Annotated in this window: 17 protein-coding genes; 5 read left to right on the top strand and 12 right to left on the bottom strand. The window is 69.0% G+C overall.

Annotation, left to right across the window (positions count from 1 at the left end; translation table 11 throughout):
- Positions 1–179: 179 nt before the first annotated feature.
- Complete coding sequence (locus LRH25_RS05625) at positions 180–1,391, bottom strand: mechanosensitive ion channel family protein (protein WP_141287505.1); 1,212 nt, start codon at positions 1,389–1,391, stop codon at positions 180–182.
- A 64-nt stretch (positions 1,392–1,455) separates the two neighbouring features.
- A complete protein-coding gene (locus LRH25_RS05620; RefSeq protein WP_231010420.1) occupies positions 1,456–3,108 on the bottom strand; it encodes an acyl-CoA dehydrogenase family protein in 1,653 nt (550 codons plus the stop codon).
- A 236-nt stretch (positions 3,109–3,344) separates the two neighbouring features.
- Here LRH25_RS05620 and LRH25_RS05615 point away from each other — a divergent pair, with 236 nt between their 5' ends.
- The 5 genes from LRH25_RS05615 (at position 3,345) to LRH25_RS05595 (ending at position 7,584) form a co-directional block, all read left to right on the top strand.
- A complete protein-coding gene (locus tag LRH25_RS05615; RefSeq protein WP_141289806.1) occupies positions 3,345–4,361 on the top strand; it encodes an SDR family oxidoreductase in 1,017 nt (338 codons plus the stop codon).
- 92 nt (positions 4,362–4,453) lie between these two features.
- Positions 4,454–4,972, top strand: a complete 519-nt coding sequence (locus LRH25_RS05610; protein WP_231010418.1) for a MarR family winged helix-turn-helix transcriptional regulator — start codon at positions 4,454–4,456, stop codon at positions 4,970–4,972.
- A gap of 153 nt (positions 4,973–5,125) precedes the next feature.
- Entirely contained in the window at positions 5,126–5,764 is a 639-nt protein-coding gene (locus tag LRH25_RS05605) for an MBL fold metallo-hydrolase (protein ID WP_141289805.1), read from the top strand.
- A gap of 241 nt (positions 5,765–6,005) precedes the next feature.
- Positions 6,006–6,845 (top strand): helix-turn-helix transcriptional regulator, encoded by an 840-nt coding sequence (locus tag LRH25_RS05600; RefSeq protein ID WP_231010417.1) that lies wholly within the window; start codon positions 6,006–6,008, stop codon positions 6,843–6,845.
- Between the two features lie 70 nt (positions 6,846–6,915).
- On the top strand, positions 6,916–7,584 hold the full coding sequence (locus LRH25_RS05595; protein WP_170200896.1) for a Crp/Fnr family transcriptional regulator: 669 nt from the start codon (positions 6,916–6,918) through the stop codon (positions 7,582–7,584).
- A gap of 196 nt (positions 7,585–7,780) precedes the next feature.
- On the opposite strand, the gene LRH25_RS05590 is transcribed toward LRH25_RS05595, so the two are convergent.
- From LRH25_RS05590 to LRH25_RS05545, 10 genes are all read right to left on the bottom strand, one after another.
- Complete coding sequence (locus LRH25_RS05590) at positions 7,781–8,920, bottom strand: adenylate/guanylate cyclase domain-containing response regulator (RefSeq protein WP_231010415.1); 1,140 nt, start codon at positions 8,918–8,920, stop codon at positions 7,781–7,783.
- Positions 8,917–9,288 carry a response regulator gene (locus LRH25_RS05585; protein WP_170201142.1) on the bottom strand — a complete coding sequence of 124 codons (372 nt, stop codon included), beginning with the start codon at positions 9,286–9,288 and terminating at the stop codon, positions 8,917–8,919. Before LRH25_RS05585 ends, LRH25_RS05590 begins: the two co-directional genes overlap by 4 nt.
- Before the next feature lie 19 nt (positions 9,289–9,307).
- On the bottom strand, positions 9,308–11,185 hold the full coding sequence (locus LRH25_RS05580) for a sensor histidine kinase (RefSeq protein ID WP_231010413.1): 1,878 nt from the start codon (positions 11,183–11,185) through the stop codon (positions 9,308–9,310).
- 22 nt (positions 11,186–11,207) lie between these two features.
- Positions 11,208–12,200 (bottom strand): ABC transporter substrate binding protein, encoded by a 993-nt coding sequence (locus LRH25_RS05575; protein WP_170200993.1) that lies wholly within the window; start codon positions 12,198–12,200, stop codon positions 11,208–11,210.
- 101 nt (positions 12,201–12,301) lie between these two features.
- Positions 12,302–12,850 carry a hypothetical protein gene (locus LRH25_RS05570; RefSeq protein ID WP_141289628.1) on the bottom strand — a complete coding sequence of 183 codons (549 nt, stop codon included), beginning with the start codon at positions 12,848–12,850 and terminating at the stop codon, positions 12,302–12,304.
- Between the two features lie 187 nt (positions 12,851–13,037).
- A complete protein-coding gene (locus LRH25_RS05565) occupies positions 13,038–13,979 on the bottom strand; it encodes a M48 family metallopeptidase (RefSeq protein WP_141289627.1) in 942 nt (313 codons plus the stop codon).
- A 71-nt stretch (positions 13,980–14,050) separates the two neighbouring features.
- Complete coding sequence (locus tag LRH25_RS05560) at positions 14,051–15,664, bottom strand: AmpG family muropeptide MFS transporter (RefSeq protein WP_141289626.1); 1,614 nt, start codon at positions 15,662–15,664, stop codon at positions 14,051–14,053.
- A 55-nt stretch (positions 15,665–15,719) separates the two neighbouring features.
- Positions 15,720–16,106, bottom strand: coding sequence for a hypothetical protein (locus tag LRH25_RS05555; protein ID WP_231010411.1), 387 nt, complete (start codon positions 16,104–16,106; stop codon positions 15,720–15,722).
- A 143-nt stretch (positions 16,107–16,249) separates the two neighbouring features.
- Positions 16,250–16,777 carry a gamma carbonic anhydrase family protein gene (locus tag LRH25_RS05550; protein WP_141288146.1) on the bottom strand — a complete coding sequence of 176 codons (528 nt, stop codon included), beginning with the start codon at positions 16,775–16,777 and terminating at the stop codon, positions 16,250–16,252.
- A gap of 39 nt (positions 16,778–16,816) precedes the next feature.
- A complete protein-coding gene (locus LRH25_RS05545) occupies positions 16,817–19,318 on the bottom strand; it encodes a penicillin-binding protein 1A (protein ID WP_231010410.1) in 2,502 nt (833 codons plus the stop codon).
- Positions 19,319–19,334 lie beyond the last annotated feature (16 nt).

Here is a 19,334-nt window from a genome sequence, read left to right as displayed (position 1 = left end):
GTTGAGGGTTGCGGCCGCCGCCGCGTGTGAAGGCCGATGTTGCCATGCAACGCCTGCATCCATGCTGGGCCGGGCAACGCCCTTTTGACGTTTGCCTTGCCTGAGCCAGGAAGCAGGGCATGCATGACCGACCCGCCCAGGCCTGGATCATCCCGTTCACAAAGCTTCGCGAGCTTGGCTCAGCGTGGCGGCGCTGCAGGTGGCGTCACGCCGCCGGTTGGCGCGGCCAGGCTGGCCATGCCGGTCTGGGTGTTGACTTCGCTGCCGCCAGTGGCCTGCGCGCCAGGCGCGGAGGCGGCCGGTGTGGCACCGGCTTCTGCTGCGCGGCTGGGCAGGATGTTCTGCGCAGACGCTGCGCCTTGCAGCTCGGCGCGCACCCTGGGCAGCGCCTGCGGCTGGCTGCGCTGCAGGAAGGCGATCAGGCCTTCGCGCAGCAGGCAGCGCAGGTCCCAGTTCTGGCCAGCGGAAGGCGAGCTGACGATCAGCCGCAGCTGCATCGCGTTTTCGCTGGTCTCCACCACCTGCAGCAGGCAGACGCGGCCGTCGTAGTCCTGGCTGGACTGGGCCAGCCGCGTGGCCTCGGCGCGCATCGGCCCGAGGTCGGTCGTGTAGTCGACCCACAGCATCACGCTGCCGATGATTTGCGAGGTCGTGCGGGTCCAGTTCTGGAACGGGTGCTCGATGAACCACTGCAGCGGGATGATGAGCCGGCGCTCGTCCCAGATCTTCAGCACCACATAGGTTCCGGTGATCTCCTCGACCCGGCCCCATTCGTTCTCGACGATCAGCACGTCGTCGATGCGGATCGGCTGCGACAGCGCGATCTGCAGGCCGGCCAGCAGGTTGCCGAACACCGACTTGGCGGCAATGCCGATCACCAGGGCCGAGAGCCCTGCCGAGGCCAGCAGGCTGGTGCCGAGCTGGCGCGCGCGGGGGAAGGTCATCAGCATGAAGGCCAGGCCTGCCAGCAGCAGCCCGGCAATGGCGATGCGCGACAGCACGCGGGCCTGCGTCATTACCCGCCGGGCTTCGAGGTTGTCGGCGACGTCCTGTGGGTGCAGCAAGGCAACCGCATCGACCACGCCGCGCACCGCAGCGATCGCTGCGGCGGTGAAGGCGCCGATCAGCGCAATGCCGGTCCAGTGGCGCAGGCCGTCGATGCCGCGCAGCTCGTCCGGCACGCCGGCCCAGACCAGCTCCAGCGCGATCAGCGGCAGCAGCCATTTCAGGGCCGGCTGCAGCCGCACTGCCACGGCATGCAATACCGGCGAGTGCTGGGTCACCCGCCGCACCAGCGGCTGGCTGAGTCGGTAGACCAGCCAGGCCAACACCGCGGCGCCTAGGCCCACCGCCAGCGGTTGCCACCATTCGTAGAGATCGAAATGCTGCATCGCGGCAGCGAGGCAAACGGCGTGCCGCTCTGCTGCGCCGCAGCATCGGGATCAGCCCGAAAAATCAGGCCGGGTAGGCGCGCTGCAGCAGCGCATTCACGTCCAGGCCCCGCGTGTCCAGCGCGCCGACCACGCGGCCCCACTGGCCGTCGCCAAAACGGGTGGCGATGAAGGCGCCGGACACCGCTGCCGGCGCGTGCTGGCGCAGCAGCCCCGCCTGCGCCACCAGCACCAGCTGCTGGGCAAAGCGCCGGCCCAGGCCTTCGAGCGCTTCCGGTGGCTCGCGCAGCGCGTCGCCCAGCGCCTGCAGTGCGGCGATCAGCCGCGGCTCGCCGGCGGCCAGACCGCCGAGTTCGTCCAGCAGCGCCCACGCGGCGTCAGGCTCGCGGGCCACCGCGCGCATCACGTCCAGGCACATCACGTTGCCCGAGCCCTCCCAGATCGAGTTGACCGGCGCCTCGCGGAACAGCCGCGCCATCGGACCTTCGTCCACGTAGCCGTTGCCGCCGAACACTTCCATGGCCTCGCCGGTCAGCTCCACCGCGCGCTTGCAGACCCAGAACTTCGCGGCCGGCGTCAGCAGGCGTTTCCACGGCTTCTGTGCCGGCGTGTCGCCCGCCTCGAAGGCCTGCGCCAGGCGCATCGCCAGCACCAGCGCGGCCTCGCTTTCCAGCACCAAGTCGGCCAGCACCGCGCGCATCAGCGGCTGCTCGGCCAGCGCGCGGCCAAAGGCATGGCGCTGGCGCGTGTAGGCAATGGCCTGGACCGCGGCCTGGCGCAGGATCGCGCTGCTGCCCAGCACGCAGTTCAGCCGCGTGTACGTGGCCATCTCGATGATGGTGGGGATGCCGCGGCCCTCGTCGCCCAGCATGAGCCCAAACGCGTCCTGGAACTCCACCTCGCTGCTGGCATTGCTGCGGTTGCCGACCTTCTCCTTCAGCCGCTGGATCTGCACCGCATTGCGCGTGCCGTCCGGCCGCCAGCGCGGCACGTAGAAGCAGGAGTGCCCGCCTTCGGGTGTGCGGGCGACGACCAGGTGCGCGTCGCTGGTCGGCACCGAAAAGAACCACTTGTGGCCGGTGAGCCGGTACTCGGCACCACGCCCGCCCGCGCCCACCGGCGTGGCCTGCGTGGTGTTGGCGCGCACGTCCGAGCCGCCCTGCTTTTCGGTCATGCCCATGCCGATCCAGCCGGCCGCCTTCTGGGCCAGCGGCACATCGCGCGGGTCGTGCCGGGTGTTCAGCAGGTGTGGGCCGACCTCGGCCCACAGCGCGGGCTCCTTCTGCAGCACGGGAATGGCCGCCTGCGTCATCGTGGCCGGGCACAGCGTGCCGGCCTCGACCTGGCCGTGCAGGTAGAAGCCGGCCGCGGTCGCGGCCCAGCGGCCGGGGCGGTCGTTGTCGAAGGCCAGCGAGACCAGCCCTTGCCGGCGGTACAGCGCCATCAGCGCCTGCCAGCTCGGGTGGTATTCGACCTGGTCGACACGCCGCCCGCGCGCGTCGAAGGCGTGCAGCTCGGGCGTGTGGCGGTTGGCTTCTTCGGCCCAGGCCCAGGTCTCGGGACGGGCCAGTTCGGCGCTGAAGCCTTGCAGCATCGGCATTGCCCAGCCTGCTTGCGCGCGGGCCAGTGCTTCCTGCAGCGCCAGGTCCGTTTCGAGCAGCGGGTAGGCGCTCAGTGCGTCGTACTGGTTGCGAATCTCGTGGGTGGACCAGGCCATGGCGCGCTTCCGGTGGGAACAGAAGCACCCAAGTCTACGCAGCGGGGCAGCGCCCTGCGATCCGGTTAGGCCCCGTGACGCAGCCGCTTGTCGATGGCAAAGCCTGCCGCAGAAATTGCCCACGGCAGCGGGGCGACGCGGCGGCGCGCCGCAGGGCACGGGGATTGCCGGCACAGCGCATTCGACGCGCAGCCAGGCGGCGCGCCACCTCGCTGACACGCACCGAAAGGCACGCCATGAAAACCGCTGAAAAGTCCCGCCCTGACACCGTCAAGCAGAACGCCGACGCGACTGTCGCGCGCCAACGCGCCTTCCAGGCCCAGCAGGACGAGCAGGACCAGTTGAAACCTGCCGGCGAGAAGGGTTCGAAGGAAGAGAAGGCGGTACAGGCTGGTGCACGCGAGCAGCCGCGCACACTGGCCAGGCAGCATCTGCAAAAACCGGGCGTCGAGGCCGACCTGGCGCTCGCGCCCCGCTTCCAGGCGCCGGACTACAAGGGCAGCGGGAAGCTCCAGGACATGGTCGCCATCATCACCGGCGGCGACTCGGGCATTGGCCGTGCGGTGGCGGTGCTGTATGCCCGCGAAGGCGCGGACGTGGCCATCGTCTACCTGCATTCGGACGAAGACGCCAAGGAGACCTGCAGGCACGTCGAGGCCGAAGGCCGGCGCTGCCTGCTGCTGCGCGGCGACGTGCGCGACAGCGCGTTTTGCATCGACGCGGTGCAGAAGACCGTCAACGCCTACGGCCGGCTGGACGTCCTGGTCAACAACGCGGCGTTCCAGGAACACGCCGCCAGCATCGAGGACATTTCCGACGAGCGGCTGGAAGAGACGCTGCAGACCAACATCGGCGGGTATTTCCACATGGCCCGCGCCGCGGTGCCGAAGATGCGTGCCAAGGCCTGCATCATCAACACCGGTTCGGTGGTCGGCCTGAAGGGCAGTCCGCGGCTGCTGGACTACGCCACCACCAAGGGCGCGATCCACGCCTTCACCAAGTCGCTGGCGCAGAACCTCATCTCGAAGAACATCCGCGTCAACGCGGTGGCCCCCGGCCCGGTCTGGACGCCGCTGAACCCCGCCGATTCGCAGGCCGAGCAGGTCGAGAAGTTCGGCCAGGATACCGACATGAAGCGCGCCGCTCAGCCCGAGGAGCTTTCGCCGGCCTACGTCTTCCTGGCCTCGCCGGTGATGTCGGGCTACATCAACGGGATCGTGCTGCCGGTGACCGGCAGCGTCGGTGCGATCTAGCCGCGATAGGTCCTGCAGACCGGCACCGAGCTCAGTGAATCGGGGCCGATGCAGCAAGAGGCGGGGCGGCTTGTGCGCCTTAAACTGGGGCCGTGAACCAGCACTCGCAGCCCCCGACATCTGACATCGCATCCGGCGCCACACCGGGCATCACGCCTGACACAACGCCGGACACCCGCTACAAGAACCCCGGTTACCTAATGAACCGGGCCAGCCGGCTGCTGATGCGCAGGGCCGAGCGGCGGCTGGTCAAGTTCGGCCTGGCGTATGCGCAGGTGCCCGTGATGGTGACGCTCAAATACAGCGAAGCCGGCCTGTGCCAGAAGGACCTGGCCGCGTTGATGCAGATCGAGCAGCCGGCAATGGCCGAACTGCTGGCCCGCATGGCACGCGACGGCCTGATCCTGCGCGAGCCCGACCCCAAGGACAGGCGCAGCAGCCTGGTCACGCTGACCGAGCAGGCCAGGCAACTGCTGCCGCAGGCGCGGCAGACCCTCAGGCAAGGCAGCAGCGAGGCGCTGGCCGACTTCAGCGAGGCCGAGGCCGAGCAGTTCATCGGCCTGCTGCAGCGGGTGGTGGCCAACCTCGAAAACTCGGCTGCGCTGGACTAGGCACGCCAGCCGGGTCCCGTCCCGGGCCATTGGTGTGGCCGCTGGTGCTGCCGGTGGCGTCGAAGAGCAGCTGGCCGACTTCGGCGAAGGGCAGCGAACTGTTCAAATCGATCCATGGCAACGTGAGAAGCCGTGAACGAACCTGACCCGCCCATGCTGAGATACCACACCATCCCCGTGACCGCATTCCAGCAAAACTGCTCACTCGTCTGGTGCGACGAGACGCTGGACGCGGCGGTGATCGACCCCGGTGGTGGGCTGGACCTGCTGCTGGCCGAGGTTGAGCGGCGCGGGCTGAAGCTGACGGCGATCTGGCTCACGCATGCGCACATCGACCATGCCGGCGGCACCGGACAACTGGCGCGGGAGCGGGGGCTGCCCATCATGGGGCCGCACCCGGGCGACCAATTCTGGATCGACCAACTGGCGCAACAAAGCCGCATGTTCGGCTTCCCGCCGGCAGAAGACTTCACACCCACCCGCTGGCTGGCCGATGGGGACACGGTGGCGCTGGGCCACACCGAGGTCAGCGTGCGCCACTGCCCTGGCCACACGCCTGGCCATGTGGTGTTCCACCATGCCGGGGCGCAGCGCTGCTTTGTCGGCGACGTGCTGTTTTCCGGTTCCATTGGGCGCACCGACTTTCCCGGCGGCGACCACGGCACCCTGATTGCCAGCATCCGCGAGCGCCTGTGGCCGATGGGTGACGACACCGTGTTCATTCCCGGCCACGGTCCGGAGAGCAGTTTCGGCCGCGAGCGGCGCCAAAACCCCTACGTACGCGGTACCTGACCGGGGCTGGGCAAACGGCGTGCGCAAGCTGCCGTGTTCACGAACTGTTGCACTGCCGCGCCTGCGCATCTCGTGCCAGCCTCTGTCAAGAAGCCGACACATGTCGCCAAGCGTGGGGACGGAGTGTGAATAACGCACACAGCCCGCAGGTCAAACTCCCCACCGGTTACGACTTGTGTTCCCTAAGCTTCCGACCATGGGTGGCCTGTGTTGCGCTGCCTTCTCAACCCGGGAGTTCTCCATGGTGGATCAAGGTCAGAGCCGCGCTTCTCGCAACTCCGCCATGGGCTCGTCGGCGCTCACGCTGGCCGGCAATGTGCACGCCGCGTTGTGGCCCTCGGTCAGCCAGGCCATGGCCTACCGCGGCCCGGAGCGGCGCACCGGCGCCGCGGTGATGGCGCGGCTGATGGCGCTGGCGTTGGACGAGATCGACTACGGCATGCTGGTCATCAACGATGAATACCAGGTGCTGCATGCCAACCATGCCGCGCGCGTCGAGCTGGAAGCCGGCGAGCATCCGCTGACGATGGAAGGCGGCCAGCTGCGCGTGCGACAGGCGCAAGACCTGCTGGTGCTGCAGGAAGCGCTGCTGGGCGCCAGCCGGCGCGGCCTGCGCAAGCTGCTGTCGCTGGGCACCGGCGCGGCGCGTGCCGGGGTTTCGGTGGTGCCGCTGCCGGCGCTGCCGGGCGACCCGCTGCCCGGCGCCACGCTGCTGGTACTGGGCAAGAGCCAGGTCTGCGGCGCGCTGTCGGTGCAGGGTTTTGCCCGCGCGCACCGGCTCTCGCCAGGCGAAGAACAGGTGCTGATCGCCTTGTGCGATGGCCGCTCGCCGGGCGACATCGCCAAAACCCACGGCGTGGCGATTTCGACCGTGCGCACGCAGATTGCGAACATCCGGGCCAAGACCGGCAGCGTCAGCATCCGCGACCTGATCCAGCAAGTGGCCTTGCTGCCGCCGCTGGTCGGTGCCCTGCGCCAGAAGCCGGAAGCCCGCACCGCCGCGCCGGCAGGCAGCGCCAGCGCGCGGGCGATGCACAGTGCCGATCACCTGCTCGAAGCACTGGGCGCGTTGACCAGCTGACGCGGCGGGTGGCGCGCGCGAGTTCACGCGCGTCAAGCCGCCTGGCGGCCAGGGCGCTACGATGGGGGGCATGCAAGATGCCCCCCACGCTTCCCCTTCACCGCGCAGCCCTGTGGCCCTGCCCTTGCTGTCGCCCTCGCTTCAGCTGCTGGCGCAGCGTGGCGACCTGCGGCGCTACCCCAAGGGCACGCTGATCATCCAGGAGGGGGACAGGGGCGACACGCTCTACATCATCGTCTCCGGCCTGCTGCGCGCCTTCTCGGCCGACGAGACCGGCCGCGAGATCACCTATGGCGTCTACGGCCCGGGCGAGTACATGGGCGAGATGAGCCTGGACGGCGGTCTGCGCTCGGCCAGCGTCATCACCCAGGAGCCCAGCGCCTGCGTGGTGCTGACCCGCGAAACCCTGACCCGCCACATTGCCGAACACCCCGAGTTTGCGTTCGAGTTGCTGGCCAAGGTCATCCACCGGGCCCGCGCGGTCACGCTGTCGGCCAAGCGATTGGCACTGAACGACGTGTACGGCCGGCTGCGCCTGCTGCTGACCCAGCCACCCAACGAAGCCTGCGGGGCCGACGGACTGTTCAACGGCCGGCTGACCCACCAGGACGTGGCCAGCCGCATCGGCAGCTCGCGCGAGATGGTCAGCCGCCTGCTGAAGGACCTGGAGCGTGGCGGCTATGTGGCGCAGCAACGCGGCCGTCTTCAAGTTCTGCGGAATCTTCCACCCCGTTGGTAGGTGGTGCACCCGGCGCTGCGGGTACGCAGCACCACCCTCCGAGAGGGTGCGGGGCCGCTTGGGGCGGCCCGGCGCCGGCCCCGCTGGATGGTGCACCCGGCGCTGCGGGTACGCAGCACCACCCTCCGAGAGGGGGCGGGGCCACTTGGGGCGGCCCGGCGCCGGCCCCGCTGGATGGGGCACCCGGCCCTGCGGATCAGCGCAGGCCGGTGAGCGGATAGGCCAGCTGCTCGGGCAGGCCGCGCAGTTCGGGGATGCGCGGCGGCAGGTGCGTGACCTGCGCGTGCACGTTGCGCCAGGCGGCTTCGCAGGCCAGGATCTCGCCGGCCTCGGCGGCGGCGCAGAGGCGGGCGGCGCGGTTGGTCACGGTGCCGATGGCCGCGTAGTCCAGCCGGCCTTCGAAGCCGATGGCGCCCACCGTGGCCTCGCCGCGGCTGATGCCCAGGCCCAGCCCGGCCGGGCCGTGGCGGCCATGCCAGGCGGCCAGCAGCGGCGCGGCGCGGGCCTGCATGGCCAGTGCCAAGCGCACCGCGCGCAGGCTGTGGTCGGGCTGCGGGTCGGGGTCGTTGAAGAAGACCATGAACCCGTCGCCGGTGAAGCGTTCCAGCGTGCCCTCGAACTGGAAGATCAGCTCGCCCATGGCCGCGTGGAAGCTGCGCAGCATCGCCATCACCTGGTCGGCGCTGGCCTGCTCGGCAAACGCGGTGAAGCCGCGCAGGTCGGCAAACAGCACCGTGACCTCCTGCCGGTGGCTGTTCAGGATCTCGTCGCGCAGCCGGCTGGCCACCAGCCGGGCCGCCAGCGCCGGTGAGAAAAAGCGCTTGAGCTGCGAGAGCTGCTGCATCTCGCCCAGTTGCTCGGCCACGCGGCGCTCCAGCTCGGTGGACCAACTGGCGAGCTGGCGCTGCTGGCGCTGCGATTCGTCGTACAGCGTCTTGACCCGCAGCAGCGAGCGCACCCGGGCCCACAGCTCTTCCTTCACCAGGGGCTTGGTGATGAAGTCGTCGGCCCCGGCGTCCAGCCCGCGCACCCGGTCTTCCTTGGCGTCCAGCGTGGTCACCATCACGATGGGCACCGCGCGCAGCGCCGGCAAGGCCCGCATCGCGGCGCAGACGCTGAAACCGTCCATGTCGGGCATCAGCACGTCCAGCAGCACCATGTCCGGCGGTTCGGCGCTGGCCATGGCCAGCGCTTCGTGGCCGCCAGCCGCCAGGCAGACCTGGTAGCCGCGGGCCAGCAGGTGGGCTTCCAGCAGCCGGCGATTGGCCGGCAGGTCGTCCACCACCAGAATGCGCGCCGGTGAGGGGCCTGGAAAGGCCGGTGAGCCCTCGTTCACGACCGGCCCAGGTGCTCCCGCACCTTCAGCACGAACTCGCGCACGGAGGACAGCGGCTTGGCGATGAAGCCGTTGAAGCCCGATTCTTCGATGCGGCCGCGGTGCGCCGGCATCACCGAGGCCGTCAGCGCAATCACAGGTACCTCTTTGAGGGCCGGCTGCTCACGGATCCAGGCAATCACCTTGAAGCCGTCTTCGTCGGGCAGCTGGATGTCCAGCAGCACCAGGTCGGCGCCGTGGGCGCTGAGCTGGTCGCGGGCGGCGGCAGCGGTGCCGGATTGCAGCACCTCGAAACCGGCCGCAGCCAGCACGTCGGAGGCCAGCTTGCGGCTGCGCTCGTCGTCGTCGATCACATGCAGGGTGGTCATGGCAGGGTCCCGGGGGCAGTCAGATGATGGCGGGCACGGGTGCTGCGGCGGGCTGCAGCGGCAGGTTGAAGCGGAAGGTCGAGCCCTGGCCTGGCGCACTGTGCAGTGTGACCTCGCCGCCATGCAAATGCACGAGCCGCCGCACCAGCGGCAGGCCCAGGCCGGTGCCCTCGGCCTTGCGCAGCACGTCGTCGCCCACCTGGCGGAACTCCTCGAACACCGTGGCCTGGTCCTCCAGCGCGATGCCCACTCCTGTGTCGCTCACCTCGACCCACAGGCCTTCGGCCGCATTCTGCCCGGCGCGCAGCGTCACCTGGCCGCCGGCCGGGGTGAACTTCACCGCGTTGGACAGCAGGTTCAGCACCACCTGCCGCAGCCGCCGCGCGTCCACCGTCCAGACGTCCATGTCCTCCGGCAGCTGCAGTTGCAGCTGCAGCCCCTGGCGCATGCAGCGCTCGCGCATCATGTTGGCGGTGGCGGTCAGCAGCGAGGCCACCTCCACTTCCGACAGGTCCAGCGTCATGTGGCCGGCCTCGATCTTCGACAGGTCCAGCACGTCGTTGATCAGCGCCAGCAGGTGCTCGCCGGAGGCATGGATGTCGTTGGCGTATTCCTTCTGCTTGTCGTTCAGCGCGCCGAACAGCTCTTCGCGCAGCACGTCGGAAAAGCCGATCACCGAGTTCAGCGGCGTGCGCAACTCGTGCGACATGTGGGTCAGGAACTCGGACTTGTGGCGGTTGGCCAGCTCCAGGTCGCGCGTCTTCTCGGCAATCATGGCCGACATGTTGCGGTACACATGCTGCAGGTTGCTGGCCATGGTGTTGAACTGCAGCGCCAGGTCGTCCAGCTCGTCGCCGGTGCGGATCTCGATGCGCGCGTCCAGCTTGCCGTCGCCCAGCGCCTGCGCGCCGCGGTGCAGCGCGTTGATCGGTGCGATCGAGCGGCGCACCAGCACCAGCGCCAGCAGCACCGCGGCCAGGCTGGCCAGCAGCGTGATCAGCAAGGTGCGCAGCACCGTGTCGTACACAGGGGCCAGCGCCACGTCGCGCGGCTGTTCGATGACGATGCGCCAGCCCAGCTCCGGCAGCTCGAAGCTGCTGGCGATCACCGGCCGCTTGTCCAGTCCGCTGCGCGCGGTGGCGGCCGGCGCGTCGGGCCGGGCGGTGGCGGCGCCCAGCGCCTGGTGCTGGGCCAGCATCAGCGTGGTGTCGGCATGCAGCACCACCACGCCGCGCCTGTCCACCGCATACGCCTCCAGCCCCTTGCTGCGCAGCACCTCGTTCAGGCCACGCGCCAGGCTGCGCAGGTTGACCCGCGCCAGCGTCGTGCCGGCGCCCAGACGCGGGTCCGGCGTCACCAGCAGCAGGTGCGGCTCATAGCCGTCTGCGTAGTCGATGCTGCCCTGGGCCGGCGGCAGGCCGTCCGGCCAGCGCAGCCGCGCCGCGTCGGCGAAGCTCAGCGTGTCCGGCCCAGGCAGGCTGGACAACTCCAGCCGCGAGACAAACAGGTCCGGCTCGCCGCGTGCATCGTGGTGCGTCAGGTCGCGCACCGCGGGCTCCAGCCGCAGGATGCGCTGGAACTCGTCACGCCGGTCCTGCAGGTCCAGCCAGCCCGGCATCTCCCACGGCAGGCTGGCGGTGGCCCGCACATGGTTCTGGATCGAGTTGAGCGAACCGCGGATCGAGCCACTGACCTCACGCGCCAGCAGCGACTGGTTCAGCGTCACTGCCTTGATCGCCTCGCGGTACGAGAACATCACTTCGGCCGCACCAAACAGCACGAAGCTGAGCAGCACCAGCCCCCCAAACGCCAGCGCTTGCTTGCGCCACAGGCGCATGCGCCAGAGGCCGGGCTTGATCGGGTTGCTGGTCGGGAGGTGGGGTGGCAAGTCGGGCATGAGCGCGGCAGTCGATCGGCCGTCAGCGTATCAGGCGATCGGCGGCACGCAGCAAGGCCTTGCTGGGCGGCATGCCCAGTTCTCGGGCCACGCTGAGGTTCACGATCAACTCCACGCCTTCGGGGCGTTGGACCGGGATTTCGGCCGGGGATTCTCCCGCGAGGATGCGACGGGCCAGTTCAATGCCGCGTGCTTCGCCCGGCGGTTCCGCGAGGGGCGCCATTGCCATCAGCGCGCCCATGGGCAGGAAGTTGCGGGAACCGAAAATCGCGGGCAGGCGCAGGCGGCGCACTTTCGCGATCAATTCGGTGCCAGATTCGTAGAACAGCGGTTGGTATGGCACGACCAGGGCCGTTTCGGCTTGAGCGCCGTTGGCCGGCAGCCAGCGTGGCAGCGCAGCCACGTCGGCGGGGTCGCACAGGCGCAAGACCCGCACCGGCGGATGTGGTGACCGGCCGATGCGAAGTACGTCGGGCAGGCTGGTAAAACTGACCAGAAGCGCCGCTTGCTCGGCTGGGTCGTGCACGAACCCAGCGCGGCACGGGGGTGTGGGCAGCGTTGGCGGACAGTCCGCCTCGTAGGTGTCCGGTCGGCCATCGACCAGCAGCACGATCTGCTTCAACCGCGGGTAGGCCAGTTGCAGGGCTTCGGCCATCTTGCCTTCGCTCCAGGTGGCGCTGGTGTAGCCCGTTGCCCCGGTCCCGGGGTGGCGCAGGTTGTGTACGAGGCAGCTCACCACCGGATGCACCGAGCTGCGAAACAGCAAGGGAACGCGCGTGCCCGTTTCTGCGACCAGCTGAGCCGCCTGGCCGGTGGTGGCCACGACCAGACGCCAGGGGCGCTGTTTCATCGCCTGTTGCACGGCGACGCGCAGCTTGGCGATGTCGGTCTCGTCCGGCAGTTCCACCCGTTCAAGCAGGTAGGGCTCGGCGTTACCAACCGGTTGAAGTTCGCGCCGCAACGTGGCCATCACGCTGCGGTCATAGACCTCCGGCAATTGCGACAGCACCAGCACGGCCTGCGCTGATGCTGCCGCCATGCCGCGCTGGAAGGGCCACAGCGCGAAGAGCAGGTAGAGCAGCAGAGGTCGCAGAGCCGGAGGCATTCAGGAGGGTGTCAGGTCGTCGGGACCCGGATAGCGTACAGGCTGTTGTTCATGAACATGGCGCCACCGGTGGATGCGGTCCAGGTGTTGAGGGCCGCCAGCGATTCGAACATCAGCACCCAGGTCTCCATGGGCGACGCTGGCGTCTTGCCGGCCACCGGTTGACCGTACCAACGAGGCAGGCTGCTGGTCAGGCCCGGTGGACACCGCATGCAGGTCATGCTGGGGTTCGGTCCTGGCCAAGTGCGCCAGCGATGCACCACGAGCACCACGTTGCCTGCGCCGACGTCGGTGCCGTCGTAGCCCGAGACCAGGCTGACGTTCAAAAGCGGTTGCACCGTCGACAGGTTGGACCAGGCGGTCGCGGCAGCTCCGTCTGCAAACGAGATCCACTGCAGCGAGGTCGGCCCGGCCACGAGGCCGGAGCCCATCAGCGAGTCGGTGTCACCGGCCCAACTGGAGGTTTCACCGGGTTGGGCGGTCAGCAGCGTGCCGCCGCCCAGCGGGCTGCCGCTGTTGAGTGGCGTGCCTTGGAAACGTGGAATGCAGACATAGAACATCGAAATCCCTCCTGGACGAAAAATCCTTGAAGGCGCGATGTTTCAATTTGCATCCGGATGTGTCCACCGGCGGCGTCCTCTGGGCTGGGGAGGAGGCGACGCTTGCGCGCCAATTCATCGTGAAAAAGATCACGCGAAGGCCAGCTGACACTCCGATTCAGCTGGGCTGGCCGGCCACGAACCGCGTTCAGGCTGTAGGCGGGCCGTAGAACTTGGCCGGCTTGGGGGCGCGGTCGTAGATCGGCAGCACGCGCGGAAGTGCGCGTTCGATTTCGGCGATGCGGGTGGGGCTGGCGGGGTGGGTGGAGAGGAACTGGGGCGGGGCGCCCTTGTTGGCCTCGGTCATCTTGTTCCACAGGCTGATGCCCGCGCGCGGGTCGTAGCCTGCGCGCGCGGCCAGTTCCAGGCCAACCAGGTCGGCCTCGGTTTCGTTTTCGCGGCTGAAGCGCAGCGTCAGCAGCTGGGCGCCCATGTTGAGCATGGTGTCGCCAAGGTTGCCAAAGCCGAACAGCGAGCTGATCAGGCCGGCGCCCATGCGGGTGGCCGCTGTCTTGCCCATCTGCTCGCGCGCATGTTCGCGCAGCGCGTGGGCCATCTCGTGGCCCATGATCATCGCCACCTCGTCGTCGCTCAGCTGCAGGCGCTTGAGGATGCCGTAGTAGAAGGCAATCTTGCCGCCGGGCATGCAGAAGGCGTTCAGCTCGTTGGAGCCGATCAGGTTGACCTCCCAGCGCCACTGTCCGGCGCGTGGGTTCCAGGCCTGGCAGAACGGGATCACCCGCTGGCCGATGGCGCGCAGGCGGACCAGCTGCGGGTTGTCGTCCGACGCCAGCGCATGCTTGGCGGCGGCTTCGCGCTTCATCTGGCCGTATTGCCGGGTCGCGGCCGTTTCCACCTGCTCGGCCGAGACCATTTGCGCGAAGCTGGATTCCCGGCCGACCTGCGAGCGCACCCCTTCTTCGGCGCCTTGCTGGGCCCGCGCCACAGCGGGCAGCAAGCCGGCGCTGCCCAGCGTGACCGCCAGCGCCGCACCCATGCGGCGGCGCGCATGCAGGTGGCAACTGCAGCCGCTGGCGTGGACCATCGGTGGCAGCGGCAACTCGGCGTCGGTGCGAAAACTGTGGGTCATGCTGCGGTTGTGGAAATTTGGAAACCCTGAGGCAGACAAGCAACAGCCGGGCCTGGCGGAATGTGACGTTTTCAGTCGTCTGCCAGGCCTGCGCTGTCGGGGGAAGCGGTGAGCAGCGCGATGCTCGCACGCAGCCGCCACAGCAGCATCAGGGCTGGTGCTGCCAACAGCGTCGAAACAATGAAAAAAGCTGGCCATCCGATGGATTCGGCCAAAACCCCGGCCAGCGGGCCGACCCAGACCCGGCCGACCGAAGCGAACGAGATCAGCAGCGCGTACTGCGTGGCCGTGAAGCGCTGGCTGCACAGGCTCATCAACAGCGCGACAAAAGCCGCGGTGCCCATGCCGCCCGAGAGGTTCTCGAAGGCAATCACCATCAGCAGGCCGCCGTCCACCGGCGTGTCCTGCACCAGCTTCACGAAGCCCCAGTCGAAAGCCGGGATCACCAGGCCGGGCATCAGGCCCTTGCCGGCCACGGCCAGCCACCAATAGCCCAGGTTGCTGACCATCTGCAGCACGCCAAACAGCATCAGCGCCCGCCACAGGCCCAGCCGCAGCATCAATGCGCCGCCCAGCAAGGCGCCGCCAATCGTCAGCCACAGGCCGACGATCTTGTTGACCACGCCGACCTCGGCCGCGCTGAACAGCATGCTCTTCAGCAGGAAGGGCGTCATCAACGAGTAGGCAAAGGCGTCGCCCAGCTTGTAGAGCACGATGAACAGCAGGAAGGCAATGGCACCGGGCTGTGCGAAGTAGCTGTTCAGGCCGTTGATCAGCGTCTCGAAACGCGCTTTGCGCGCGGCCCAGGCCGCCAGCGGCACGGTCACCCCCAGGCCGACCAGCAGCCCGGCCAGGTCCATCCAGCGCTGCTGCAGCGTGGCGGCCATGCTGCTGCCGGCGAACAGCGGCGTCATCGCCCAATGCGCCAGCGGGTTCCAGAGGTGGTCGGTCAGCAGGTAGCCGGCCGCGGCAGCGGCACAGACGGCGAAAAAGCCGACCACGTCATGCCGGGCCACGCTGCTGGGCATGGCGGCGTTGCGCAGCGGCGGCAGCAGCACGGCGCTGAAGACCGCGGCGCCTGCCATCAGCCCTGCCATCAGCCGGTAGACCGAAGGCCAGCTCCAGCCGCCGCCTTGCGCTGCGTCGGTCCAGATCAGCGCCAGGCCGCCGGAGACGATCATTGCCAGCCGGTAGCCCATCACGTTCAGCGAAGAGCCCAGGCCTCGTTCGCGCTGCGGCAGCAGGTCGGTCTGGTAGGCATTGATCACCACGTCCTGCGAGGCCGACAGGAAGGCAATGGCCACGGCGACCAGCGCAAACAGCTGCAGCGAGTCCTTGGGCGGAATGGCCGCCAGCAGCAGCAGGCCACCGGCCAGCAGCAACTGCGTGAGCACCATCCAGCCGCGCCGCCGGCCGAGCAAGGGCAGCTCGAAGCGGTCCATCAGCGGCGCCCAGAGGAACTTGAAGGTGTAGGGCAGGCCGATCAGGCTGAGGAAGCCGATGGTCGCCAGGTCCAGCCCTTCGATGCTGAGCCAGGCTTGCAAGGCCATGCCGGTCAGTGCGAGCGGCAGGCCGGAGGCAAAACCCAGCACCGTGACGACCAACAGCCGGTGAACGGTGCCAAGCCGTTGGCGGGCCGGTGAGGAAACAGCTTCAGGGGCGGCCAGCTGGGAGGGGTTGGGCATGCGCGCGATTCTAGGAGCGGCGCACCCCCGGCCGGCCTGTCAACCGGCCGTCAGCTCAGCGCGGGTCCCAGCGGCCCGGGCGCTCGCGCCAGCCGCGGCCTGCGGGCTCCCAGGCGTGCGGCACGTAGCGGTAGCCGGCGCGCGGCGCTTCCCAGTGGCCGGCATTCCAGTAGTGCTGGTTGGCGCGCCAGCCCCAGTAGCCGCCAATCCAGAGCCAGCCGAGGGCCGGTGCGGGGGTGATGACTTCGTAGCGCGGCGGCGGCGGTGCCACGTCCACCACCACGCTGCCGCCGTAGTTGTCGTAGGCCGGGCCGTTGTTGTAATAACCGTGGTCCACGTAGCCACCGCCGCCATAGCCGCGGGCTGGCAGGGGGGCGACCACGCATCCGCTGAGTGCGGCGGCAGCGGCCAGTGCCAAGGCGGCGGCCGGGGCTGTGCGCAACAGGGAACGTGAAGCGGGAAGGGGTCGCATAGAGATGTCTCCAACAGCGGTGTTCAGTGCAGCTCAACGCCGCGCCGCGCCCAGCCGATGACGGCGGCCGCCCGGATTTACACCCCGGCCATCACGTTTCCATGCGTGACAAGTCAAGCGACCTTGTGCAGCGTGTCCCGAAAGCGCCTGGCGTTGTCGACGTAGTGCGCCGCGCTGCCCATCAGCCCGGCCATCTGCTCGGGCGACAGTGCGCGCTTGACCACCGCCGGGCTGCCGACGATCAGCGAACCATCCGGAAATGTCTTGCCCTCGGTGACCAGCGCACCCGCGCCGACCAGGCAGTTTTTACCGATCACCGCACCGTTCAGCACCACTGCGCCAATGCCGATCAGCGAGCCGTCGCCCACGGTGCAGCCGTGCAGCATGACCTTGTGGCCGATGGTCACGTCGTTGCCGATCGTCAGCGGCTTGCCGGCGTCCGAATGCAAAACACTGGATTCCTGGATGTTGGTGCGCGCGCCGATGCGCACCGGCTCGGGCTGGTCGCCACGGATCACCACGCCGAACCACACGCTGCTGTCTTCACCCAGTTCGACCCGGCCGATCACCTGGGCCGAATCGGCCACCCAGGCCGAGTCCGGTACCACCGGCTGCAAGCCGTCCACTTCATACAAGGCCATGTCGGGTTGTCTCCTGTCGGTTGGAATGGGGTGGCGGCTTCAGGGCGACGAAGCCGGCGCGCTGGCCGGCAGCGGCAGCAGTGCACCGGCGGCCTCCGCTTCCGAAGCCGCGTTCTCTGGCGAAGACTCGGCGCCCACGTGGGCCACGAAGCTGCCGTCGGCAAACTCGCTGTAGAGCCAGTCGCCGCCGGCTTCCTGCACGCCTTCGGGTGCGGGGTAGGTCTGCACCGCCACGCCCTTCAGCGCACGCTCCATGTAGCTGATCCACACCGGCAGCGACAGCCCGCCGCCGGACTCGCGGCTGCCGAGACTGCGCGGGTCGTCGTAGCCCATCCACACGACCGCCACCACCGAGGGCTGGAAGCCGGCGAACCAGGCGTCCACCGCATCGTTGGTGGTGCCCGTCTTGCCGTAGATGTCCGGCCGCTTCAGCGCAGCTTGCGCACGCGCCGCGGTGCCGCTGCGGGTCACTTCGTTGAGCAGGCTGTCGGTGAGGAAGACATTGCGCGCCGGCACCACGCGGCGGCTGTCGTCCAGCGCGGCCGGCGTCGGCGCCTCGTACAGCGTCTTGCCCTGCGCATTGGTGATGCGCTCGATGACCAGCGGGTCGACCCTGTAGCCGCCGTTGGCCAGCACCGCGTAGGCGCCGGCCATCTGCAGCGGCGTGACGCTGCCGGCGCCCAGCGCGAAGGTCAGGTTGTCGGGCTGCTTGTCCGCGTCGAAGCCAAAGCGCGAGATCCACTCGCGCGCATCGGCCAGTCCCACGTGCTGCAGCAGCCGGATGCTGACCAGGTTCTTGGACTTGGCCAGCGCGCGGCGCAGGCTCATCGGGCCGTCGAACTGGCCGTCGGAGTTCTGCGGGTTCCAGTTGGCCGGTGCGCTGCCGTCGGCCAGCGTCAGCGGTTCGTCGTCGATCACGCTGGCCGGCATCACGCCGTGCTCGAGTGCCGACGAATACAGGAAAGGCTTGAAGCTGGAGCCGGGCTGGCGCCAGGCCTGCGTGACGTGGTTGAACTGCTGGCGCGTGAAGTCGAAGCCGCCGACCAGCGCGCGCACGCGGCCGGTCTGCGGGTCCATCGAGACGAACGCGCCCTGCGCTTCGGGCCACTGCGCTAGCGTCCAGCTGCCTTGCGCGTCCTCGCCCTTTGCTCCGGGCTTGGCATCCACATGCGACACGCGGATCACCGCGCCGCGGTCCAGCAGCAGGTCCTTGCTGGCCTTGGGCTTCAGGCCGGGCTGGCCCAGGCGCAGGCCGTCACCGCTCAGGCGGATGTTCTCGCCGGTGGCCAGCTGGGCCACGACTTCCTTGGGGCTGGCCTTGAGCACCAGCGCCACGCGCAGGTCTTCGTCGTCGCGGTAATCCTTGAGGATTTGGGCTGCCTGGACCTCGCCATCGTCGGCGTTGTCCGGCAGGTCCTCGTTGTCTTCCGGGCCGCGCCAGGGCTGCTTGCGCTCGTGGTCCAGCACGCCACGGCGCAGCGCGCTCCAGGCGGCCTGCTGGTCGGCCGCGATCAGCGAGGTGTAGACCTTGAATCCTTCCGTGTAGGCCTGCTCGCCGTAGCGCTCGAAGACCACCTTGCGCGCCATCTCGGCCACGTGTTCGGCGTGCACGTCGACCTGCGTTTGCGAGCGGATCACCAGCTTCTCGGCCTTGGCCTGCTCGTACTGCGCCTGGTCGATCACGCCGGTGGCCAGCATGCGCGCCAGCACCACGTGCTGCCGCGCGGTGGCACGCTCGAAATTGCTCAGCGGGTTGGCATAGCCCGGGTTCTGCGGCAGCCCGGCCAGCATCGCGCATTCGGCGGTCGACAGCTGCGACAGCGGCTTGCCGAAATAGACCTGCGCCGCCGCGCCAAAGCCGTAGGCCCGGTGGCCGAGGTAGATCTGGTTCATGTACAGCTCGAGGATCTGATCCTTGTCGAGCTGGTGTTCGATCTTCAGCGCCAGCAGCGCTTCCTTCAGCTTGCGTTCCAGCGTGCGGCGCGAGGACAGGAAGAAGTTGCGCGCGACCTGCTGCGTGATGGTGGACGCGCCCTGGCGCATGCCGCCTGGCGTCACGCTGGCCACCAGCGCGCGCAGCACGCCGATCGGGTCGATGCCGCCGTGCTCGCGGAAACGCGCATCTTCCACGGCCAACAGCGCGTCCTGCATCTGCTTGGGAATCTGCGCAATCGGCAGGTACTGCCGGCGCTCCGAGCCGAACTGGGCGATCTCCACGCCGTCGCGTGTGAAGACCTGCAGCGGCTGGCGCGGCTGGTAGTCGGTCACGCGGTCCAGCGCCGGCAGCTGCGGGTAGATCACGGCAATCGAGATCACCAGCACCAGCAGCAGCGCGCTGAAGCCGGCGCCCAGCATCAAACCCAGCTTGGCCCAGGGGCTTTGCGGCCAGTTGGCCGGCCAGCGGGTCCACAGCTTGCGCCACAGTGCGGCGGCCTGCTGGCGCAACGCGGCCGGGTCGAAGTGCAGCCGCCCGCGCTGGCAGGATGGCGGCACGGCACGGCGGATATCGCGGTGGGCGGGGCGGGGAGCAGTGACACGCATCAGGTCGGATCCTGGA

It is taken from the genome of Ideonella azotifigens, assembly GCF_021043325.1.
GTDB classification, from domain to species: Bacteria; Pseudomonadota; Gammaproteobacteria; order Burkholderiales; family Burkholderiaceae_C; genus Ideonella; species Ideonella azotifigens.
This window is presented reverse-complemented; position numbering and strand designations above follow the sequence as displayed.